Below are 18,765 nucleotides of genomic sequence, written 5' to 3'. Positions count from 1 at the left end.
GAAGATGCCTCAGGCAGGTTGCCGCCCTCCCGGCTAAAGCCGGTCCTGCAACTCAACCCGTTTTTTGCGCACAACAACAAGGACCCCCATGCCGATCACCGCCCCGCTTCTGGATGAAAAAGCCCTACGCTGGTTGCCTTGGGTAGTTGCCATTGCGTTCTTCATGCAGAGCCTGGACGGCACGATTCTCAACACCGCGCTGCCTTCAATGGCGCGCTCGCTGGCCGAAGATCCGCTGCGCATGCAGTCGGTGGTCATCGCCTACATGCTCACCATTGCCTTGCTGATCCCGGCTTCGGGCTGGATCGCCGACCGCTTTGGCATCAAGCAGATTTTCTTCAGTGCGATCCTGCTGTTCAGCTTCGGCTCGCTGCTGTGCGCGCTGTCCAATTCGCTGACCATGCTGATCGGGGCGCGTGTCGTGCAGGGCCTCGGCGGTGCGTTGATGCTGCCCATTGGGCGCTTGATCGTGCTGCGCGCTTATCCGCGCTCGGAGCTGGTGCGGATCATGAGTTTCATCACCCTGCCCGGCTTGCTCGGCCCGTTGATGGGTCCGACCATGGGCGGCTGGATGGTGGAATACCTGAGCTGGCACTGGATCTTCCTGATCAATATTCCGGTGGGCATCGTCGGCTGCTTCGCGGTCAAATACCTCATTCCCGACCTGGCTGGCGGCGGCCGCACGCGCTTTGACGGAGTGGGTTTCGCGCTGTTCGGCGCAGCGATGGTGCTGATCACCATTGCGCTGGAAGGCCTCGGCGAACTGCACCTGCCGCATCTGCGCGTGGTCTTGCTGCTGTTCGGCGGCTTCGGGTGCCTGGCCGCCTATTGGCTAAGGGCCGGGCATGTGGATCACCCGCTGTTTTCACCGTCGCTTTTTCGCACCCGGACTTTTGCCGTGGGTATTCTCGGCAATCTGTTCGCCCGCCTGGGCAGCGGCGCATTGCCGTTCTTGATGCCCCTGCTACTGCAAGTCGCATTGGGTTATTCGCCTTCCCAAGCGGGGATGAGCATGTTGCCGCTGGCGGCTGCAGCGATGTTCGCCAAGTCCGTGGCGCGCTGGCTGATCGAACGCCTGGGTTATCGCGTCATTCTCACCGGCAACACCTTGATGCTCGGCATTCTGCTGTCGAGCCTGGCCCTGGTCGGCACCGAAACGCCGTATTGGATGTTGCTGGTGCATCTAGGCTTGCTGGGCGCGGCGAACTCCCTGCAATTCACCGCCATGAACACCGTGACGCTGATCGACCTCGATGACGCCAGCGCTGCCAGCGGCAACAGTCTGTTGTCGGTGGTCGCGCAGCTGTCCCTGAGCTTTGGCGTGGCGTGCGCGGCGGCATTGCTCGGCGGCTTTACCGATCAGGTCGCGACGGGCGAAGTGAGCAGCGTGCTGGGCGCCTTCCAGCTGACCTTCCTGACGGTGGGCGTCATGGCGATGTTCGCGGCGGGGATTTTCCTGCAATTGCCGTCGCGTGAGGTGAGGCCGGTGGTTGCGCCCTAGATCGTGGGAGCGAGCTTGCTCGCGAAAGGGCAAATGCATCCGCCACATGTTTTGGGTCTGCACAGCCGCCTTCGCAAGCAAGCTTGCTCCCACAAGTTTCAAGCAAGCGTTATGCCCACCCGGCGGGAGTCAGCCAGGCGTGCTCGGGACCTGATACACTGCGCGACATTTTGTTTTGCAGGCCCATCCCGTGACTAACACCGCTTTCAATACTTTGCCCCTGTCCGCCGCCATGCTGGCTAACCTGGAGTCGCTTGGTTACGCCGAAATGACGCCGATTCAGGCGCAGAGCCTGCCGGTGATTCTCAAGGGCATGGACCTCATCGCCCAGGCTAAAACCGGTAGCGGCAAGACCGCTGCATTCGGCATCGGCCTGCTCAATCCGATCAACCCGCGCTATTTCGGTTGCCAGGCCCTTGTGCTGTGCCCGACCCGCGAGCTGGCTGACCAGGTGGCGAAAGAAATCCGTCGTCTGGCCCGCTCGGAAGACAACATCAAGGTTCTGACCCTGTGCGGCGGCGTGTCCTTCGGCCCGCAGATCGGCTCCCTGGAACACGGCGCGCACATCATCGTCGGCACGCCGGGTCGCATTCAGCAGCATTTGCGCAAAGGTTCGCTGGTGCTGGATGGCCTGAACACGCTGATCCTCGACGAAGCCGACCGCATGCTGGACATGGGTTTCTACGACTCCATCGCCGACATCATCGAGCAGACGCCGAAAAAGCGTCAGACCCTGCTGTTCTCGGCGACGTATCCGGTGGGCATCAAGCAGCTGTCGTCCAAGTTCATGCGCGATCCGCAGACCGTCAAGGTCGAAGCGCTGCACGCCGACAGCCAGATCGAGCAGATTTTCTACGAAATCTCCCCGGAAGATCGCCTCGACGCCGTGGTGAAAGTACTCGGTCACTTCCGTCCGCAGTCCTGCGTCGCGTTCTGCTTCACCAAGCAGCAATGCCAGGAAGTGGTCGATCACCTGACCGCCAAGGGCATTTCCGCCGTCGGCCTGCATGGCGACCTGGAACAGCGTGATCGCGATCAGGTCCTGGCAATGTTCGCCAACCGCAGCACTTCGGTTTTGGTCGCCACTGACGTTGCCGCTCGCGGCCTGGATATCGATGCGCTGGACATGGTGCTCAACGTTGAGCTGGCCCGTGATTCGGAAATGCACATTCACCGTGTCGGCCGTACCGGTCGTGCTGGCGAGAAAGGCATCGCGGTCAGCCTGGTCGCCCCCTCGGAAAGCCAGCGCGCCCGTGCCATCGAAGAAATCCAGAAAGCCTCGCTGCGCTGGGATCAACTGGACAACCTGAAAAACGCTGGCGGTTCGCAGCTGATTCCGACCATGAGCACCTTGTGCATCGGTTCCGGCCGCAAGGACAAACTGCGTCCCGGCGACATTCTCGGTGCGTTGACAGGTGATGCCGGTATCCCCGGCGCTCAGGTCGGCAAGATCGCGATCTTTGATTTCCAGGCGTACGTCGCAGTCGAGCGCGGCGTCGCCAAACAGGCGCTGGAGCGCTTGAACAACGGCAAGATCAAAGGCAAATCGTTGCGCGTGCGGATTTTGTAACCAACCACTGAAACCCTCGCGGCTAAAGCCGCTCCTACGGATCAGATTTTTCTTGTAGGAGCGGATTTATCCGCGAGGGCGTCATTCAGACACCCGAGGAAACCGCTGTGCCCGTTACTGACGTTGTGATTATTGGCGCTGGCGCCGCAGGTTTGATGTGCGCGCTGACCGCTGCCAGTCGCGGGCGCAAGGTGATGCTGATCGATCACGCCAACAAGCCCGGCAAGAAAATCCTCATGTCCGGCGGCGGGCGCTGCAATTTCACCAACATGTACACCGAACCGGCCAATTTCCTGTCGCAGAACCCGCACTTCTGCAAATCGGCCCTTGCGCGCTACACCCAGTGGGATTTCATCGCGCTGGTCGCCAAGCACGGCGTGCCGTATCACGAAAAAAAGCTCGGCCAGTTGTTCTGCGATAACAAATCCAGCGACATCCTCGAACTGCTGCTGGACGAATGCCGGCAAGCGGGCGTCAGCCTGCACATGGACACGTCCGTGCAGCAGATCGAAAAGACCGAGACCGGCTACACGCTGGCAACCACCCTCGGCAACCTGAGCTGCGAATCACTGGTAATCGCCACTGGCGGCCTGTCGATCCCGACGCTGGGCGCGACCGGATTCGGTTATCAGGTCGGCAAGCAGTTCGGCCACGCATTGCTGCCGACTCGCGCCGGCCTTGTGCCGTTCACCATCACCGATCAGCTCAAGGAAATCTGCACCGAGCTGTCCGGCACGTCGGTGGATTGTCTGGTCAGCTGCAACGACACGAGCTTTCGCGAGAACATCCTGTTCACCCATCGCGGCCTCAGCGGCCCGGCGATCCTGCAAATCTCGTCGTTCTGGAATCCCGGCGATGCCGTTGAGATCAACCTGCTGCCGGATCACGACGTCGCCAGCTGGCTCAACGAGCAACAAGCCGAGCGCCCCAACAGCGAGCTGAAAACCCTGCTGGGGGAAATCTTCACCAAGAAGATGGCCAACCTGATTGCCGAGCACTGGTTCGTCTCCAAGCCCATGAAGCAGTACACCCACGCCGAACTGGCGGATATCGCCGGCAAACTGGCGAGCTGGCAGGTCGTCCCGGCAGGCACTGAAGGCTATCGCACGGCGGAAGTGACGCTGGGCGGGGTCGATACCCGCGAAGTCTCCTCGAAAACCATGGAATCACTGAAGTCGCCGGGTTTGTACTTCATCGGCGAAGTACTGGACGTCAGCGGCCATCTGGGCGGTTTCAACTTCCAGTGGGCCTGGGCTTCAGCGTATGCGGCGGCGCAGTTTGTTTGACGCGCTCGCAATATTTTGTGGGAGCGAGCTTGCTCGCGAATACGCCAGTACATCCGACTAATTCCGAATCTGAAACTCCGTCTTCGCGAGCAAGCTCGACTCCCACAGGACCGGATCAGCCGTGCGAGAGTGCGGCCCCCACTAGCGACACGGAATAAATTTTGCGCAGCGGATGTACAGACCTCACTCAGGCCTGTACATATCCGTGTGCAGGATTGATCAATCGCGAACAAGGCCGTCAGCTCTTCTATGGCATCGAAATCTCTTCGTCACACGTTCCGTCGTCTGTGGGCGCTGGATAAATTCAGTTACAGCGTTCGAGTCTTCATCGCGCTGACCGGCAGTATGGCGCTGTGCTGGTATCAGAATGAGATGGGCTTGTTGATCCCGTTGTTCCTGGGGATTATCGCCAGCGCGCTGGCCGAGACCGATGACAGCTGGCAAGGCCGCCTCAATGCGCTGGCCGTGACGCTGGTGTGTTTCAGCATCGCCGCACTGGCGGTGGAACTGCTGTTTCCCTACCCGATCCTGTTTGTCTGCTCGTTCGCCCTGGCGGCGTTTTGCCTGACCATGCTCGGTGCCTTGGGCGAACGCTACAGCGCGATCGCTTACGGCACGCTGATTTTGTCGGTGTACACCATGATCGGCGTCGATCAGCGCGGCGGCGAAGTGCTGGATTTCTGGCATGAGCCGATGCTGCTGGTGGCGGGCGCGGCCTGGTACGGGTTGTTGTCGGTGCTGTGGCAAATGCTGTTTTCCAACCAGCCGGTGCAACAGGCGCTGGCCCGCCTGTTTCGCGAGCTGGGGCAATACCTGAAGCTGAAGTCGAGCCTGTTCGAACCGATCCGCCAACTGGATGTCGAGGCCCGACGCCTTGAGCTGGCGCAGCAGAACGGCCGCGTGGTCGCAGCCCTGAATGCCACCAAGGAAATCATCCTGCATCGCGTCGGCAATGGCCGACCCGGTTCGAAAGTCAGTCGCTACCTGAAGCTGTATTTCATCGCTCAGGACATCCACGAGCGCGCCAGCTCGTCGCATTACCCGTACAACTCACTGGCCGAAGCGTTCTTCCACAGCGACGTGCTGTTCCGCTGTCAGCGCCTGCTGCGTCAACAAGGCGTGGCCTGTCAGGCGTTGTCCGAATCCATCCAGCTGCGTCAGCCGTTCGTGTACGACGACAGCTTCGCCTATGCCATGGAAGATTTGCAGGCCTCGCTGGAACACCTGCGTATCCAGAGCAATCCGGCCTGGCGCGGGCTGTTGCGCTCCTTGCGCGCCCTGGCCGCCAACCTCGGCACACTTGATCGCCTGATCAAGGACGCCAGCAATCCTGACGCCGTGGCCGATGCCACCGACAGTTCGCTGCTGGACCGCTCGCCGCGCAATTTCAAGGACGCCTGGAATCGCCTGCGTCTGCAACTGACACCAACTTCATTGCTGTTTCGTCACGCCTTGCGCCTGCCGCTGGCGTTGACGGTCGGCTACGGCATGGTTCACCTGATTCACCCGTCCCAGGGCTACTGGATCATCCTGACCACGGTTTTCGTCTGCCAGCCCAGTTACGGCGCGACCCGGCGCAAGCTCGGTCAGCGGATTATCGGCACCGCCATCGGCCTGACGATCGGCTGGGCGCTGTTCGATCTGATCACCAGCCCGATCCTGCAATCAATGTGCGCGGTGCTGGCCGGCGTGGTGTTCTTCGTCAACCGTACGACGCGCTACACCTTATCCACCGCCGCGATTACCGTGATGGTGCTGTTCTGTTTCAATCAGGTGGGCGACGGTTACGGGCTGTTCTTGCCGCGTCTGTTCGATACCTTGCTCGGCAGCCTGATCGCCGGGCTGGCGGTGTTCCTGTTCCTGCCGGACTGGCAAGGGCGACGCTTGAACAAGGTGCTGGCCAATACCCTTACGTGCAACAGCATTTATCTGCGCCAGATCATGCAGCAATACGCCCATGGCAAAAGCGACGATCTGGCTTATCGCCTCGCTCGCCGCAACGCCCACAATGCCGACGCGGCGCTGTCCACCACGCTGGCCAACATGCTCATGGAGCCGGGGCATTTCCGTAAGGAAGCGGATGTCGGCTTTCGCTTTCTGGTGCTTTCGCACACCTTGCTGAGTTATTTGTCAGGGCTGGGCGCGCATCGGGAGACTCAATTGCCAAGCGAAGTCCGCGAGCATCTGATCGAAGGTGCGGGGGCGACGCTGGCCGCAAGCATTGACGAAATCGCGCAAAGCCTGGCCGAGAAGAAACCGGTCGCGATTCAAAGTGACGCGGAAGAACACCTGGCGGCTGAACTGGAGCAGATGCCTGACGAACTGGACGAAAGCCAGCGTCTGGTACAAACCCAGCTGGCATTGATCTGTCGTCAATTGGGGCCATTGCGAACCCTGGCCGCGCACCTGATCAAAGCCCCGGAAGAAGCTACAAGCCATGCTGCCTGAATAACTGGTCGTAACTGCCGTCAGCTTTCATCGCGGCAATCTCGCGATTGAAGTTGGCGACGATCTCTTCCCGATGCGGGTTTTTCAGGCTGACCATAATGTGCAGGCTGTTCTCGCTCAATGACTTGGGCAGGAACTCAATGGAGTCGCGAACAGCCTTGGACTCCCGGGCCAGGTAGAAACGGGCGACGAATTCATCCTCCACGGCCAGATCGACACGTCCGGCAACCACCATGCGTACGGCCATGGAGAAGTCGTTGACCGGGACCTTTTCCAGCATCTCGTCGTTGTCGAATTCCGGGGAATAGGTGTAACCGCGCACCACGGCAATCGGCCGTCCATAGAGCTGATACAACTCCCGATACTCAACGCTGGACCGGCTGCGTTTCACGAAACGCACTCGGTTGAGCAAATACTCGGCGGAAAACAAGCCCAGTTTGGTGCGTTCCTGGTTGAACCAGGCGTTGACCAGTACGTCGTAGCGTCCTTCGCTCACACCGTTCAACGCTCGGGCCCACGGCACCTGCCGGTAATCGGTGTCATACCCGGCGCGCTTGAGGGCCGTACTGACCAGATCGGTCGCCAGCCCGCCATTGAGCAAGGTGCTGTCCGTGAACGGCGGCCAGATATCGGCCACCAGACGAAGCTTTTCTCCTGCGCTGGCCTGCGCCACCAGCAAACATCCCAGCAAACCCACGGCTCGAAGCAAACACGGCATGCTCATTTCCCTGAGATAGGCGAGGCAATCACGCTAAATGTGCGCCCGGATAGCGATGCACAACTAATGGCGAGTTGCCTGTATTGAAGACTGATTCAAGCCTTTGCACAACCGATATGAATGCTGCATTTGTGCGCTTGTTCAATGAATATTCTGCGCAGGTATCTTGCAAAAACCTGCGCATCGGGCAGGGGCCAGGAGGTTTTTTGGGTAACTTTATTGGGCAACCCCGCGGATGCGTTTAGTATTCGCGTCAGGTTTCTTCTTCGAGTCAGCCACATGTCTATCAAATGGATCTGCAAACATCACACCGACCTCGGCAAAGAACAGCTGTACGCGATCCTGAAATTGCGCGCCGAGGTGTTCGTGGTCGAGCAGCAATGCGTGTATCTGGACGTAGACGGGCTGGACCTGATGGGCGATACCTGCCACTTGATGGCCTGGCAAGAGGACAAGCTGGTGGCGTATCTGCGCCTGCTCGACCCGATTCAGCAAGGCGGTGACGTGACCATCGGCCGGGTCGTGACCGCGCCTTCGATTCGTAGCCGGGGCATTGGTCATGAGTTGATGGAGCAAGCGCTGGAGAATGCCGAGAAGAAATGGCCCGATCAGCCGATCTATCTGTCCGCGCAAGCTCACCTGCAAGGCTATTACAGCCGCTACGGCTTCGAGCCGGTGGGCGAGGTGTATCTGGAAGATGAAATTCCGCACATCGGCATGCGTCGCGATCTGGAATGACAGCCGCCGTCGCCTTCAGGGATAGCCAAGCACGGCTTTGATCTGCCCCAGGTGCTGGGTGATCCAGTCCCGGTCAATGGCGCCCCAGTCACGAATCCGGTAATGCCCGGCGTGATTGCGCGCGCCGTCCTGCTGCTCGAACTCGCACTGGATATCCAGATCGGCCAGCGCCGCAATGGTGTCCTGCGCGGTGCGACGCGGCATGCCGGTGGCCTCGATCAACGCTGGCACGCTGCTCGCGAGCTGGCTGTCGATCAGATACGCCACGTAAAGCCTGCGGTAGAAACTGCTTTTGGTCTTGCTGACGTCCATGGTTGGAATCCTTGCTCTATAAAATCGAATATCCGCCCGGTAGGAGCGAACTTGTGTGGCCACTTCGCGAGCAAGCTCGCTCCCACACACGTTGGCTCCTACAACGGTCCGCGCTGCATATCCCGCCACGTCAGGTAAATCCGCAGATCGAACTCCAACTGGTGATACCCCGGCTGCATGTGTTCGCACAGCTGGTAGAACGCCTTGTTGTGATCCGATTCCTTGAAGTGCGCCAGTTCATGCACGACGATCATTTTCAGGAACTCCGGCGCGGCGTCCTTGAACAGCGCGGCGACGCGGATTTCCTTCTTGGCCTTGAGCTTGCCGCCCTGGATGCGGGAAATCGTCGAATGCAGGCCCAACGCGCGATGGGTCAGGTCCAGGCGATTGTCGAACAGCACCTTGTCGATGTTCGGCGCGTTGCGCAGATGTTCCTGCTTGATTGCCTGAGCGTAGGCGTAAAGCGCCTTGTCGCTCTGGATCGCATGGCGTTCGGGATAGCGCTGCTGGAGATATTCGCCGAGTTTGTCCTGGGCAATCAGCTGCCGCACCTGCTCCTGAAGAGCGGACGGATAAGCCTGAAGGTATTTGAGCGGAGCTGAAGCTGTCATGAGCAGTGCTACTGATCTCAAGGGCAAAATGCAAAAGACGGCAGTGTACAGAACTCAGCGGAGTTTTAGCCCTTGCCAGTCAAACGGCTGCGGGAAGAGCAAGGCGTCTTCGGCGATCATCGGATGCGCTACCAGAAACCCTTGAATCAACTGGCAGCCATTGTCCTTGAGCCACTGGTATTGCTCGATGGTTTCCACGCCTTCGGCAATGACCAGCACATCCAGATTGCGACACAGCTCGATGATGCTTCTGGCAACCGCCAGGTCGCGCACCGAGCCAAGCATGCTGGCAACGAAATGCCGGTCGATCTTCAAGGTGTCGATGTCCAGATTGCGCAAATGCGACAGCGAGCACTCGCCCACGCCGAAGTCATCCAGCGCCACGCGAACGCCAATGTCATGCAGCAACTGGATCTGCATGCGACTGTGATTCAGGTTATGCACCAGGGAGCTTTCGGTGATCTCGACCTCAAGCTGACCCGGTTTCAGATCAAAACGCTGCATCGCCCGCTGCAACTCGGACGCCAGGTTGGGCATGCTGAACTGCGTGAAACTGACGCTGACGCTCAGCACCAGATTGGCATCGAAGATTTCGTTCCAGCGCTTACGCTGCGCCGCGCCCTGCTCGAAAATCCAGCCACCGAGCTTGGTGATCAAACGGGTTTCTTCCAGCAACGGGATAAACAGCCCCGGCGGTACGTCGCCGGCACTCGGATGCTGCCAGCGCAACAGCGCTTCGAAGCCCCGCAGGCGGCCACTTTCGATGAAGACCTGAGGCTGATAGACCATGGAAAAATCTTTGCCATCGATGGCCGTGCGTACGCTTTCCTCCAACATCAGCCGTGAACGGGCGCGGCCGTTCATTTCCTGGTCGAAGAAACGGTATTGCTGACGTCCGGCGCGCTTGGCTTCATACATGGCGATATCCGCCGCACGCAGCAGACCGTCCAGATTGGCGCCGCAGTCCGGGAAAGTCGCAATGCCGATGCTCGCGCCCAGGGTAATGTCCAGGCCGTCGACCTGTCGGCGCAGCGATACGCGCTCAATGAGTTTTTCCGCGACTTTGGCGGCGTGCTCGGGGAAGTCCAGACCGTCGATGACCACGGTAAACTCGTCGCCGCCCATGCGCGCCAGCACGTCATACGGGCGCATGCATTCCTTGAGCTGCTGGGAAACCCAGAGCAGCACCTGATCGCCAGCATCGTGACCAAGGGAATCATTGATGCGCTTGAAGCCATCCAGATCGAGGTAAAGCAGCACCAGAAACTTCCCGGCCTGCTCGTTGCGCAACAGCATGCCTTCGACGGTCTGGTAGAAACCACGGCGATTGAGCAGCCCGGTCAAGGTGTCGGTGACCGCCTGCTGTTCCAGCTGGCGATACAGATCGCGTACCACAGACATATCCCGAATGCTCAATACCATGGCTTTGCGCTCCACCGGCAATGGCGCGCATGACATCGCTACTGGCAGCTGGCAACCGGATGTCGTGCGCAGGCTCGCGTCATGCAATCGATAGGATTCGCCGCTGCGGTAGTGGCGATAAAAACCCGACTCGTGCCAGTCCACCACCTTCGGCTCGGTCAGGTAGTCGAGCAGCGAAGTCCCGCACAATTGCTCGGCATCGGCGCCGAGCAAACCGCAAATCGCAGGGTTGGCGAAGTTGATCAGGCCTTTCTCATTGATGACCAGGATGCCTTCGTCGATATTGTCCAGCACCGACGCATTGAACGCCCTGGCCTCCTCCAGCTCCAGCGACAGCTTTTGCAGGGCGCGGCTATTTTGCTGCTGCTCCAGCAATGCCTGCACTTTGGGCTTGAGGACGTGGGGATCGAAGGGTTTGAACAGGTAGTCCACCGCGCCACTGGCGTAGCCCTTGTGGACGGCATCCCGTGACTGCTCATTGGCGGTAAGAAAGATAATCGGCGTCAGCCGCGTTCGTTGGCTGCCGCGCATCAGGCGTGCCACTTCGAAGCCATCCATTCCGGGCATCTGAACGTCGAGCAGCACCAGATCCACCTCTCTTTCGAGAAGGATCGACAGCGCTTCTATCCCGGAACTTGCAGTAACGATGCACCAATCCTGACGATTGAGGACGGCACGCATCGTCACCAGATTTTCCGGATAGTCATCAACGACTAACAAAACCGAACAGCCATCACCTGGCTTGGGTTGCGCGCATTCCATGCTGCTTCTCTTTTGTGGCCTGACGCCAGGGAATCGGGAGTTCCCCTCATCCGAATGACTTTCACTCTAGCCCCGTCCGGGAAAAACCAGAAGCAAGATAGCCAAATGCCACCTCTAAACTGAACGCCACCCGACTAACGGTAGATCTCTGGAAGCCTTACCCAGTCGGCCGCGCGGCAAAAATGGCGGCACTTTGACGTCAGACGTTCGACAAAATTCCATTAACAAACAGTTTTTCAGACCGTATAACCAATAACCCCAAAGCCGCGAGCTAGACGCTTGGTGCTGGCAATGAGACATAGTGGACGACTGAAAAAATGATTGATCTTTCCTCTTGGAATCTGAGCATCCCGGTAGGCTCGCCGCCGAAGACCATCGAAACTGCGCAGCTGGTCAAAGGCTACGACGGCAAGTATTTCAACTCGGGTTCCGGCTCGATTTTCTTCTGGGCGCCGGTCACCGGAGCACGCACCGCCAACGCCATTTACCCGCGCAGCGAATTGCGCGAAACCTGGTCGGACGGCTCGCTGCATAACTGGCTATATCCCGACGCCGACAACTATTTGAACGCCACTCTGGAAGTCAATCAAGTTCCATCCTCGGGCAAAATCGTTATCGGCCAGATCCACGCCTATAACAGCACCGAGCCCATGCTGAAGGTCGAGTATCAGTACAAAGAGAGCACCGGATCGGGGAACATCGTCGCCAAGGTGCGCAACCGCTTCGACGACAAGAAAGCCCGTGTCGTCCAGATCGCCGAAGGCGTGCCGCTGAATGAGAAATTCAAATACATCATCCACCTCAGCCCCGGCGGGCAGCTGAGCATCAGCGCCAGAAACATGAACTGGAACACGCCCATCAGCGCCACCTGGCGCGACAAACCGTTGTATTTCAAAGCGGGCGTGTATACGCAGGATCATTCCGGCTATAGCAATGAAGGCGGTAAAGCGACCTTCTATAACCTGGATATTGATCACAACAAGACTTGAGAAACTGCGGTTGTGGGAGCGAGCTTGCTCGCGAAGGGGCCAGTGCAGCCAACTCTGAAAATGTGAGTTGGCTGCACTGGCCTCTTCCCGGATAAATCCGGTCCCACGTTGGAATTGCGGCGCTGCTGCTGAAACGGTAGGAGTCAACTTGTTGGCTCCTACCGTTTTTACGTCAGCGGATTAACGCGTTGCATCCCGGAACTCTTTTTCGGCCAGTGCAAAACGCGTCTGCATGCCAACCGATGGACCTTTGCCCATCAGGCTGAAGACGACGATGGCGATGCTGGCGAAGAGGAAACCGGGGATGATTTCGTACAAGCCCCAGATGCTGAAGTTCTTCCAGACGATCACGGTGATGGCACCCACCAGAATTCCGGCCAGTGCGCCGTTGCGGGTCATGCCTTTCCACAGTACCGAGATCAGCACCACCGGACCAAACGCAGCACCGAAGCCAGCCCAGGCGTAGCTCACCAGGCCCAGCACGCGGTTTGCCGGGTTGGCCGCCAGCAGAATCGCGATCACTGCAATCAGCAGCACCATGGCGCGGCCGACCCATACCAGTTCGGTCTGGGAAGCTTTTTTGCGCAGGAAGGCTTTATAGAAGTCTTCGGTCAGGGCGCTGGAGCACACCAGCAACTGGCAGCTCAACGTACTCATGACAGCGGCAAGAATTGCCGACAGCAGCACACCGGTGATCCACGGGTTGAACAGCAGCTTGGCCAGTTCGATGAATACCCGCTCCGGGTTTTCAGCGACTGGACCGGCAACTTCCGGATGCGCCGAGAAGTAAGCGATACCGAAGAAACCAGCGGCTACGGTGCCACCCAGGCACAGGATCATCCAGGTCATGGAGAGGCGACGGGCGCGGGCGATGGACTTCACCGAATCGGCAGCCATGAACCGCGCCAGGATATGCGGCTGACCGAAGTAGCCAAGACCCCAGCCCATCAGGGAAATGATGCCGATGAACGTGGTGTTCTTGAACATGTCGAACGCGCCCGGGTCCTTGGCTTCGATGGCCAGGAAGGTCGCATCAATGCCACCGGTGGCCAGCAAGACGATGATCGGCGTGAGGATCAAGGCGAAGAGCATCAAGGTTGCCTGAACAGTGTCAGTCCAGCTGACGGCCAGGAAACCACCCACGAAGGTGTAGGCAATCGTCGCCGCAGCGCCCGCCCACAAAGCAGTTTCGTAGGACATGCCGAAGGTGCTTTCAAACAACCGCGCGCCAGCCACAATCCCGGAAGCACAATAGATAGTGAAGAACACCAGAATCACCACCGCCGCAATGATGCGCAGCAGGCCACTCGTGTCTTCGAAACGGCTGGTGAAGTAGTCCGGCAGGGTCAAGGCGTCGCCGTTGTGTTCGGTCTGCACGCGCAGACGACCGGCCACGAACAGCCAGTTCAGATAAGCCCCGACTATCAGGCCAATGGCGATCCAGCTTTCCGACAGGCCGGACATGTAGATGGCGCCAGGCAAGCCCATGAGCAACCAGCCGCTCATGTCCGATGCGCCAGCCGAAAGTGCAGTAACGAAACTGCCCAGGCTGCGGCCACCGAGGATGTAATCCGAGAGGTTATTGGTGGAGCGATAAGCCATAAGGCCAATTAATACCATCACCGCGATGTAGATCACGAAGGTGATGAGGGTGGGATTGCTGACACTCATTGAATTCTGCCCTGGCATTGTTTTTATAGACGCCGACTGATCTCGTGACCAATGCACCAGCTTCAGAACATTGATTGCAGACGGCTGTACTGACTGCGTTCTCCACAGGAAAACGACGGCCGTTCGTGCGGCTTCAAGTGCGATTGCACCGAGACAACGAATCCTATTCAACAAGGGGAATCAGGTGCAACCCTTATTTTCAGATAAGTTGCACCTTTTCGACCAGCCGGCAATTTACATATTTTCGCCCTGCTTTGGCGCAAACAACGGGTTTCCCCTGGCAAAAAGCCTCGAGATCGTGCACCGGGATGACCAGAAATTTCATTTACTGGCAAAGGAAGAAATAATCAATGGAAAAAGGGTTGCACCCGGTTGCACCTCGACCATTGCATCGCTAATCTTGTCCGACAACCACGGCCACACCCAAAGTGGCGAAAATGAGGACAGCACATGGCGACCACCACTCTGGGTGTCAAACTCGACGACCCGACCCGCGAGCGATTGAAAGCCGCCGCCCACTCCATCGACCGCACGCCGCATTGGTTGATCAAGCAGGCGATTTTCAACTATCTGGAAAAGCTCGAAGGTGGTGCAACCCTTTCTGAACTCAACGGCTTGATCAGCAAAGACGGCGACGACCATGGCGAACTGCCAATCGACGCTGCGCATCAATGCTTCCTTGAATTCGCTGAAAGCATCCTGCCCCAATCCGTGCTGCGAGCCGCGATCACCTCCGCTTATCGCCGCCCTGAGCAGGAAGTCGTACCGATGCTCATCGAGCAGGCGCGTCTGCCGGTGTCGATGGCTGAAGCAACTAACAAGCTGGCGGCTTCGATTGCTGAAAAACTGCGCAATCAGAAAAGCGCTGGCGGCCGTGCAGGCATTGTTCAAGGTCTGTTGCAGGAATTTTCCCTGTCGTCCCAGGAAGGCGTGGCGCTGATGTGCCTGGCCGAAGCGTTGCTGCGCATCCCGGACAAAGGCACCCGCGACGCGCTGATTCGCGACAAGATCAGCACCGGCAACTGGCATCCGCACCTGGGCAACAGCCCGTCGCTGTTCGTCAACGCGGCAACCTGGGGCTTGCTGCTGACTGGCAAACTGGTCGCCACTCACAATGAAACAGGCCTGACTTCCTCCCTGAGCCGCATCATCGGCAAGAGCGGCGAGCCGATGATCCGCAAAGGCGTGGACATGGCCATGCGCTTGATGGGCGAGCAGTTCGTCACCGGCGAAACCATCGCCGAAGCCCTGGCCAACGCCAGCAAGTTCGAAGCCAAAGGCTTCCGTTATTCCTACGACATGCTTGGCGAAGCGGCGCTGACCGAACACGACGCGCAGAAGTACCTGGCGTCCTACGAACAAGCCATCCACTCCATCGGCAAAGCGTCCCATGGCCGTGGGATTTATGAAGGCCCGGGCATTTCCATCAAGTTGTCGGCACTGCACCCGCGCTACAGCCGCGCGCAGTACGAGCGCGTGATGGAAGAGTTGTACCCGCGCCTGCTGTCGCTGACCCTGCTGGCCAAGCAATATGACATCGGCCTGAACATCGACGCCGAAGAAGCCGACCGCCTTGAGCTGTCGCTGGATCTGCTGGAGCGCCTGTGTTTCGAGCCGCAGCTGACCGGCTGGAACGGCATCGGCTTCGTGATCCAGGCCTATCAAAAGCGTTGCCCGTATGTGATCGACTACGTGATTGACCTGGCCCGTCGCAGCCGCCATCGCCTGATGATTCGTCTGGTGAAAGGCGCGTACTGGGACAGCGAAATCAAACGCGCCCAGGTTGAAGGCCTGGAAGGTTATCCGGTCTACACCCGCAAGGTGTACACCGACGTTTCCTACATTGCCTGTGCGCGCAAACTGCTTTCGGTGCCGGAAGTCATCTACCCGCAGTTCGCCACGCATAACGCCCATACCTTGTCGGCCATTTACCACATTGCCGGTCAGAACTATTACCCCGGCCAGTACGAATTCCAGTGCCTCCACGGCATGGGCGAGCCGCTTTACGAACAGGTTGTAGGCAAAGTCTCCGATGGCAAGCTGAACCGTCCGTGTCGCGTGTACGCTCCGGTCGGCACCCATGAAACGCTGCTGGCGTATCTGGTGCGTCGTCTGCTGGAAAACGGCGCCAACACCTCGTTCGTCAACCGCATCGCCGATCAATCCATCTCCATTCAGGAGCTTGTGGCCGATCCAGTGAACCAGATCGAGCAGATGGCGACGCAGGAAGGCGGTTTCGGCCTGCCACACCCGCGTATCCCGCTGCCGCGTGATTTGTACGGTGCAGAACGCGCCAACTCCAGCGGCATCGATCTGGCCAACGAACACCGTCTGGGTTCGCTGTCCTCGGCGTTGCTGGCCACCGCGCACAACGACTGGAAAGCCGGCCCGATGCTGGGCATCCCGGCGAGCGAAGGTGTATCGGCTCCCGTGCTGAACCCGTCCGACTTGCGCGACGTGGTCGGTCATGTGCAGGAAGCCAGCCTGGAAGATGTCGACAATGCGCTGCAATGCGCGCTGAATGCCGGCCCCATCTGGCAAGCCACGCCGCCTGCCGAACGCGCCGCGATTCTCGAGCGCGCCGCCGACTTGATGGAAGCCGAGATCCAGCCACTGATGGGCCTGCTGGCCCGTGAAGCCGGCAAGACCTTCGCCAACGCCATCGCCGAAGTACGCGAAGCCGTGGATTTCCTGCGCTACTACGCCGTGCAGGCCCGCAACGATTTCACCAATGATGCGCACCGCCCGCTGGGTCCGGTGGTTTGCATCAGCCCGTGGAACTTTCCGCTGGCGATTTTCAGCGGTCAGGTCGCCGCAGCGCTTGCCGCCGGTAACCCGGTCCTGGCCAAACCTGCCGAACAAACTCCGTTGGTGGCCGCACAAGCCGTGCGTATCCTGCTCGAAGCCGGGATTCCTGAAGGCGTCGTGCAGTTGTTGCCGGGTCGCGGCGAAACCGTCGGCGCGCGTCTGGTCGGTGATGATCGGGTCAAAGGCGTGATGTTCACCGGCTCCACCGAAGTGGCGCGGCTGCTGCAACGCAACGTCGCCGGTCGCCTGGATTCACAAGGTCGCCCGATCCCGTTGATCGCCGAAACCGGCGGCCAGAACGCGATGATCGTCGATTCCTCGGCGCTAACTGAACAAGTGGTCATCGACGTGGTGTCCTCGGCGTTCGACAGTGCCGGGCAACGCTGCTCGGCCCTGCGCGTGCTGTGCTTGCAGGAAGATTCCGCAGATCGCGTCATCGAAATGCTCAAAGGTGCCATGGCCGAATGCCGCCTTGGTAACCCGGAACGCCTGTCCGTGGACATCGGCCCGGTGATCGACGCCGAAGCCAAGGCCGGCATCGACAAACACATCCAGGCCATGCGCGACAAAGGTCGCACGGTCTATCAGGTGGCCATCGCCGACAGCGCCGAAATCAAGCGCGGCACTTACGTGATGCCAACCCTGATCGAGCTGGAAAGCTTCGACGAACTGCAACGGGAGATCTTCGGCCCGGTGCTGCACGTGGTGCGTTACAAGCGTAAAGAGCTGGATCAACTGATCGGTCAGATCAACGCTTCCGGCTACGGCCTGACCCTCGGCGTGCATACCCGCATCGACGAGACGATCGCCAAGGTCATCGACAACGTCAACGCCGGTAACGTCTACGTCAACCGCAACATCGTGGGTGCCGTGGTCGGCGTGCAGCCGTTTGGCGGCGAAGGCTTGTCCGGCACCGGTCCGAAAGCTGGCGGGCCGTTGTATCTGTATCGCCTGCTGTCGACGCGCCCGGTGGATGCCATCGAGCAATCCTTTGTGCGCGGCGACGCCCTGACGGCGCCGGATACGCGGATGCGCGAAGTCCTGAGCAAACCGCTGCAAGCCTTGAAAGCCTGGGCTGCCAGCAATCAGCAGCCGGAACTGGACGCGCTGTGCAGCCAGTTTGCCGAGCAATCGCAAAGCGGCATCACCCGTTTGCTGAGCGGCCCGACCGGCGAGCGCAACAGCTACAGCATCCTGCCTCGGGAACACGTGCTGTGCCTGGCGGACGTCGAAAGCGATTTGCTGACCCAACTGGCTGCGGTTCTGGCAGTGGGCAGCACGGCGATCTGGCCGGACAACGAGCTGAGCAAAACCCTGCGCACTCGCCTGCCCAAAGACGTGCAAGCGCGGATCAAGCTGGTTGCCGACTGGACCAAGGACGAGGTGATCATCGACGCGGTTCTGCACCACGGCGACTCCGATCAACTGCGTTCGGTTTGCCAGCAAGTGGCCCAACGCGCTGGCGCCATTGTCGGCGTCAACGGCCTGTCCCACGGCGAAACCAACGTGGCACTGGAACGTCTGGTGATCGAACGCGCATTGAGCGTCAACACCGCTGCGGCGGGTGGTAATGCGAGCTTGATGACGATTGGGTAAAGCGTTTGAAAAACCCTCACCGCTGGGTGGGGGTGATCCCTGGATCCGTTGGAGCGAGGCTTGCCCGCGAAAGCAATTGTTCATCCGGCAGAGATGCAGCGGATGTATTAGCCTCTTCGCGGGCAAGCCTCGCTCCAACGGGATTCGAGCCCGACCCGAAAAAATCGTTACCTCAGCTAACAAAACACCCTTTCCTACACCGCCCTGCCGGTGTCTTTTCCCTTTCTTATGCGTGAACTTTCCGAGAGAATCCTGACCGCTTGCGCCGGGGATTTTGAGGCTCTAGTCTGCGTCGGTCGCTGAACATCAGTGATCGGGTTTAGCAGCCTGTCC

The 18,765-nt window shown here is 59.4% G+C and carries 12 protein-coding genes; 7 read left to right on the top strand and 5 right to left on the bottom strand.

Going from position 1 to position 18,765, the window contains the following annotated elements:
• Positions 1–88 precede the first annotated feature (88 nt).
• The 4 genes from mdtD to yccS all read left to right on the top strand — a co-directional run bounded on the left by mdtD (position 89) and on the right by yccS (position 6,805).
• Entirely contained in the window at positions 89–1,501 is a 1,413-nt protein-coding gene (mdtD, locus tag AABC73_RS02725; RefSeq protein ID WP_341522358.1) for a multidrug transporter subunit MdtD, read from the top strand.
• Between the two features lie 190 nt (positions 1,502–1,691).
• The gene (gene dbpA, locus AABC73_RS02720) at positions 1,692–3,071 is read left to right on the top strand and encodes an ATP-dependent RNA helicase DbpA (RefSeq protein WP_341522357.1); all 1,380 of its coding nucleotides are present in this window, start codon (positions 1,692–1,694) and stop codon (positions 3,069–3,071) included.
• A gap of 107 nt (positions 3,072–3,178) precedes the next feature.
• Positions 3,179–4,357, top strand: coding sequence for an NAD(P)/FAD-dependent oxidoreductase (locus tag AABC73_RS02715; RefSeq protein WP_341522356.1), 1,179 nt, complete (start codon positions 3,179–3,181; stop codon positions 4,355–4,357).
• 249 nt (positions 4,358–4,606) lie between these two features.
• Positions 4,607–6,805 carry a YccS family putative transporter gene (gene yccS / locus AABC73_RS02710; RefSeq protein ID WP_341522355.1) on the top strand — a complete coding sequence of 733 codons (2,199 nt, stop codon included), beginning with the start codon at positions 4,607–4,609 and terminating at the stop codon, positions 6,803–6,805.
• Here the strand turns inward: yccS and AABC73_RS02705 are convergent.
• Positions 6,786–7,523 carry a transporter substrate-binding domain-containing protein gene (locus AABC73_RS02705; protein WP_341522354.1) on the bottom strand — a complete coding sequence of 246 codons (738 nt, stop codon included), beginning with the start codon at positions 7,521–7,523 and terminating at the stop codon, positions 6,786–6,788. The genes yccS and AABC73_RS02705 overlap by 20 nt on opposite strands.
• A 279-nt stretch (positions 7,524–7,802) precedes the next feature.
• Between AABC73_RS02705 and AABC73_RS02700 the strand changes: the two genes are divergently transcribed.
• Entirely contained in the window at positions 7,803–8,261 is a 459-nt protein-coding gene (locus AABC73_RS02700) for a GNAT family N-acetyltransferase (RefSeq protein ID WP_341522353.1), read from the top strand.
• 15 nt (positions 8,262–8,276) lie between these two features.
• On the opposite strand, the gene AABC73_RS02695 is transcribed toward AABC73_RS02700, so the two are convergent.
• From AABC73_RS02695 to AABC73_RS02685, 3 genes are all read right to left on the bottom strand, one after another.
• Positions 8,277–8,573 carry a winged helix-turn-helix domain-containing protein gene (locus AABC73_RS02695; protein ID WP_341522352.1) on the bottom strand — a complete coding sequence of 99 codons (297 nt, stop codon included), beginning with the start codon at positions 8,571–8,573 and terminating at the stop codon, positions 8,277–8,279.
• A gap of 98 nt (positions 8,574–8,671) precedes the next feature.
• Positions 8,672–9,184, bottom strand: a complete 513-nt coding sequence (locus AABC73_RS02690; RefSeq protein ID WP_341522351.1) for a M48 family metallopeptidase — start codon at positions 9,182–9,184, stop codon at positions 8,672–8,674.
• 54 nt (positions 9,185–9,238) lie between these two features.
• Entirely contained in the window at positions 9,239–11,368 is a 2,130-nt protein-coding gene (locus tag AABC73_RS02685) for an EAL domain-containing protein (protein ID WP_341522350.1), read from the bottom strand.
• A gap of 317 nt (positions 11,369–11,685) precedes the next feature.
• On the opposite strand from AABC73_RS02685, the gene AABC73_RS02680 reads away from it, so the two are divergent.
• A complete protein-coding gene (locus AABC73_RS02680; RefSeq protein WP_341522349.1) occupies positions 11,686–12,357 on the top strand; it encodes a polysaccharide lyase family 7 protein in 672 nt (223 codons plus the stop codon).
• Positions 12,358–12,537: 180 nt separating this feature from the next.
• Here the strand turns inward: AABC73_RS02680 and putP are convergent, their stop codons facing one another.
• Positions 12,538–14,028: a sodium/proline symporter PutP gene (gene putP, locus AABC73_RS02675; RefSeq protein WP_341522348.1), complete on the bottom strand. Its 1,491-nt coding sequence runs from the start codon at positions 14,026–14,028 to the stop codon at positions 12,538–12,540.
• 450 nt (positions 14,029–14,478) lie between these two features.
• On the opposite strand from putP, the gene putA reads away from it, so the two are divergent.
• Positions 14,479–18,432, top strand: coding sequence for a trifunctional transcriptional regulator/proline dehydrogenase/L-glutamate gamma-semialdehyde dehydrogenase (gene putA, locus AABC73_RS02670; RefSeq protein ID WP_341522347.1), 3,954 nt, complete (start codon positions 14,479–14,481; stop codon positions 18,430–18,432).
• Positions 18,433–18,765 lie beyond the last annotated feature (333 nt).

This window comes from Pseudomonas sp. G.S.17 (genome assembly GCF_038096165.1).
Taxonomy (GTDB): Bacteria; Pseudomonadota; Gammaproteobacteria; order Pseudomonadales; family Pseudomonadaceae; genus Aquipseudomonas.
This window is presented reverse-complemented; position numbering and strand designations above follow the sequence as displayed.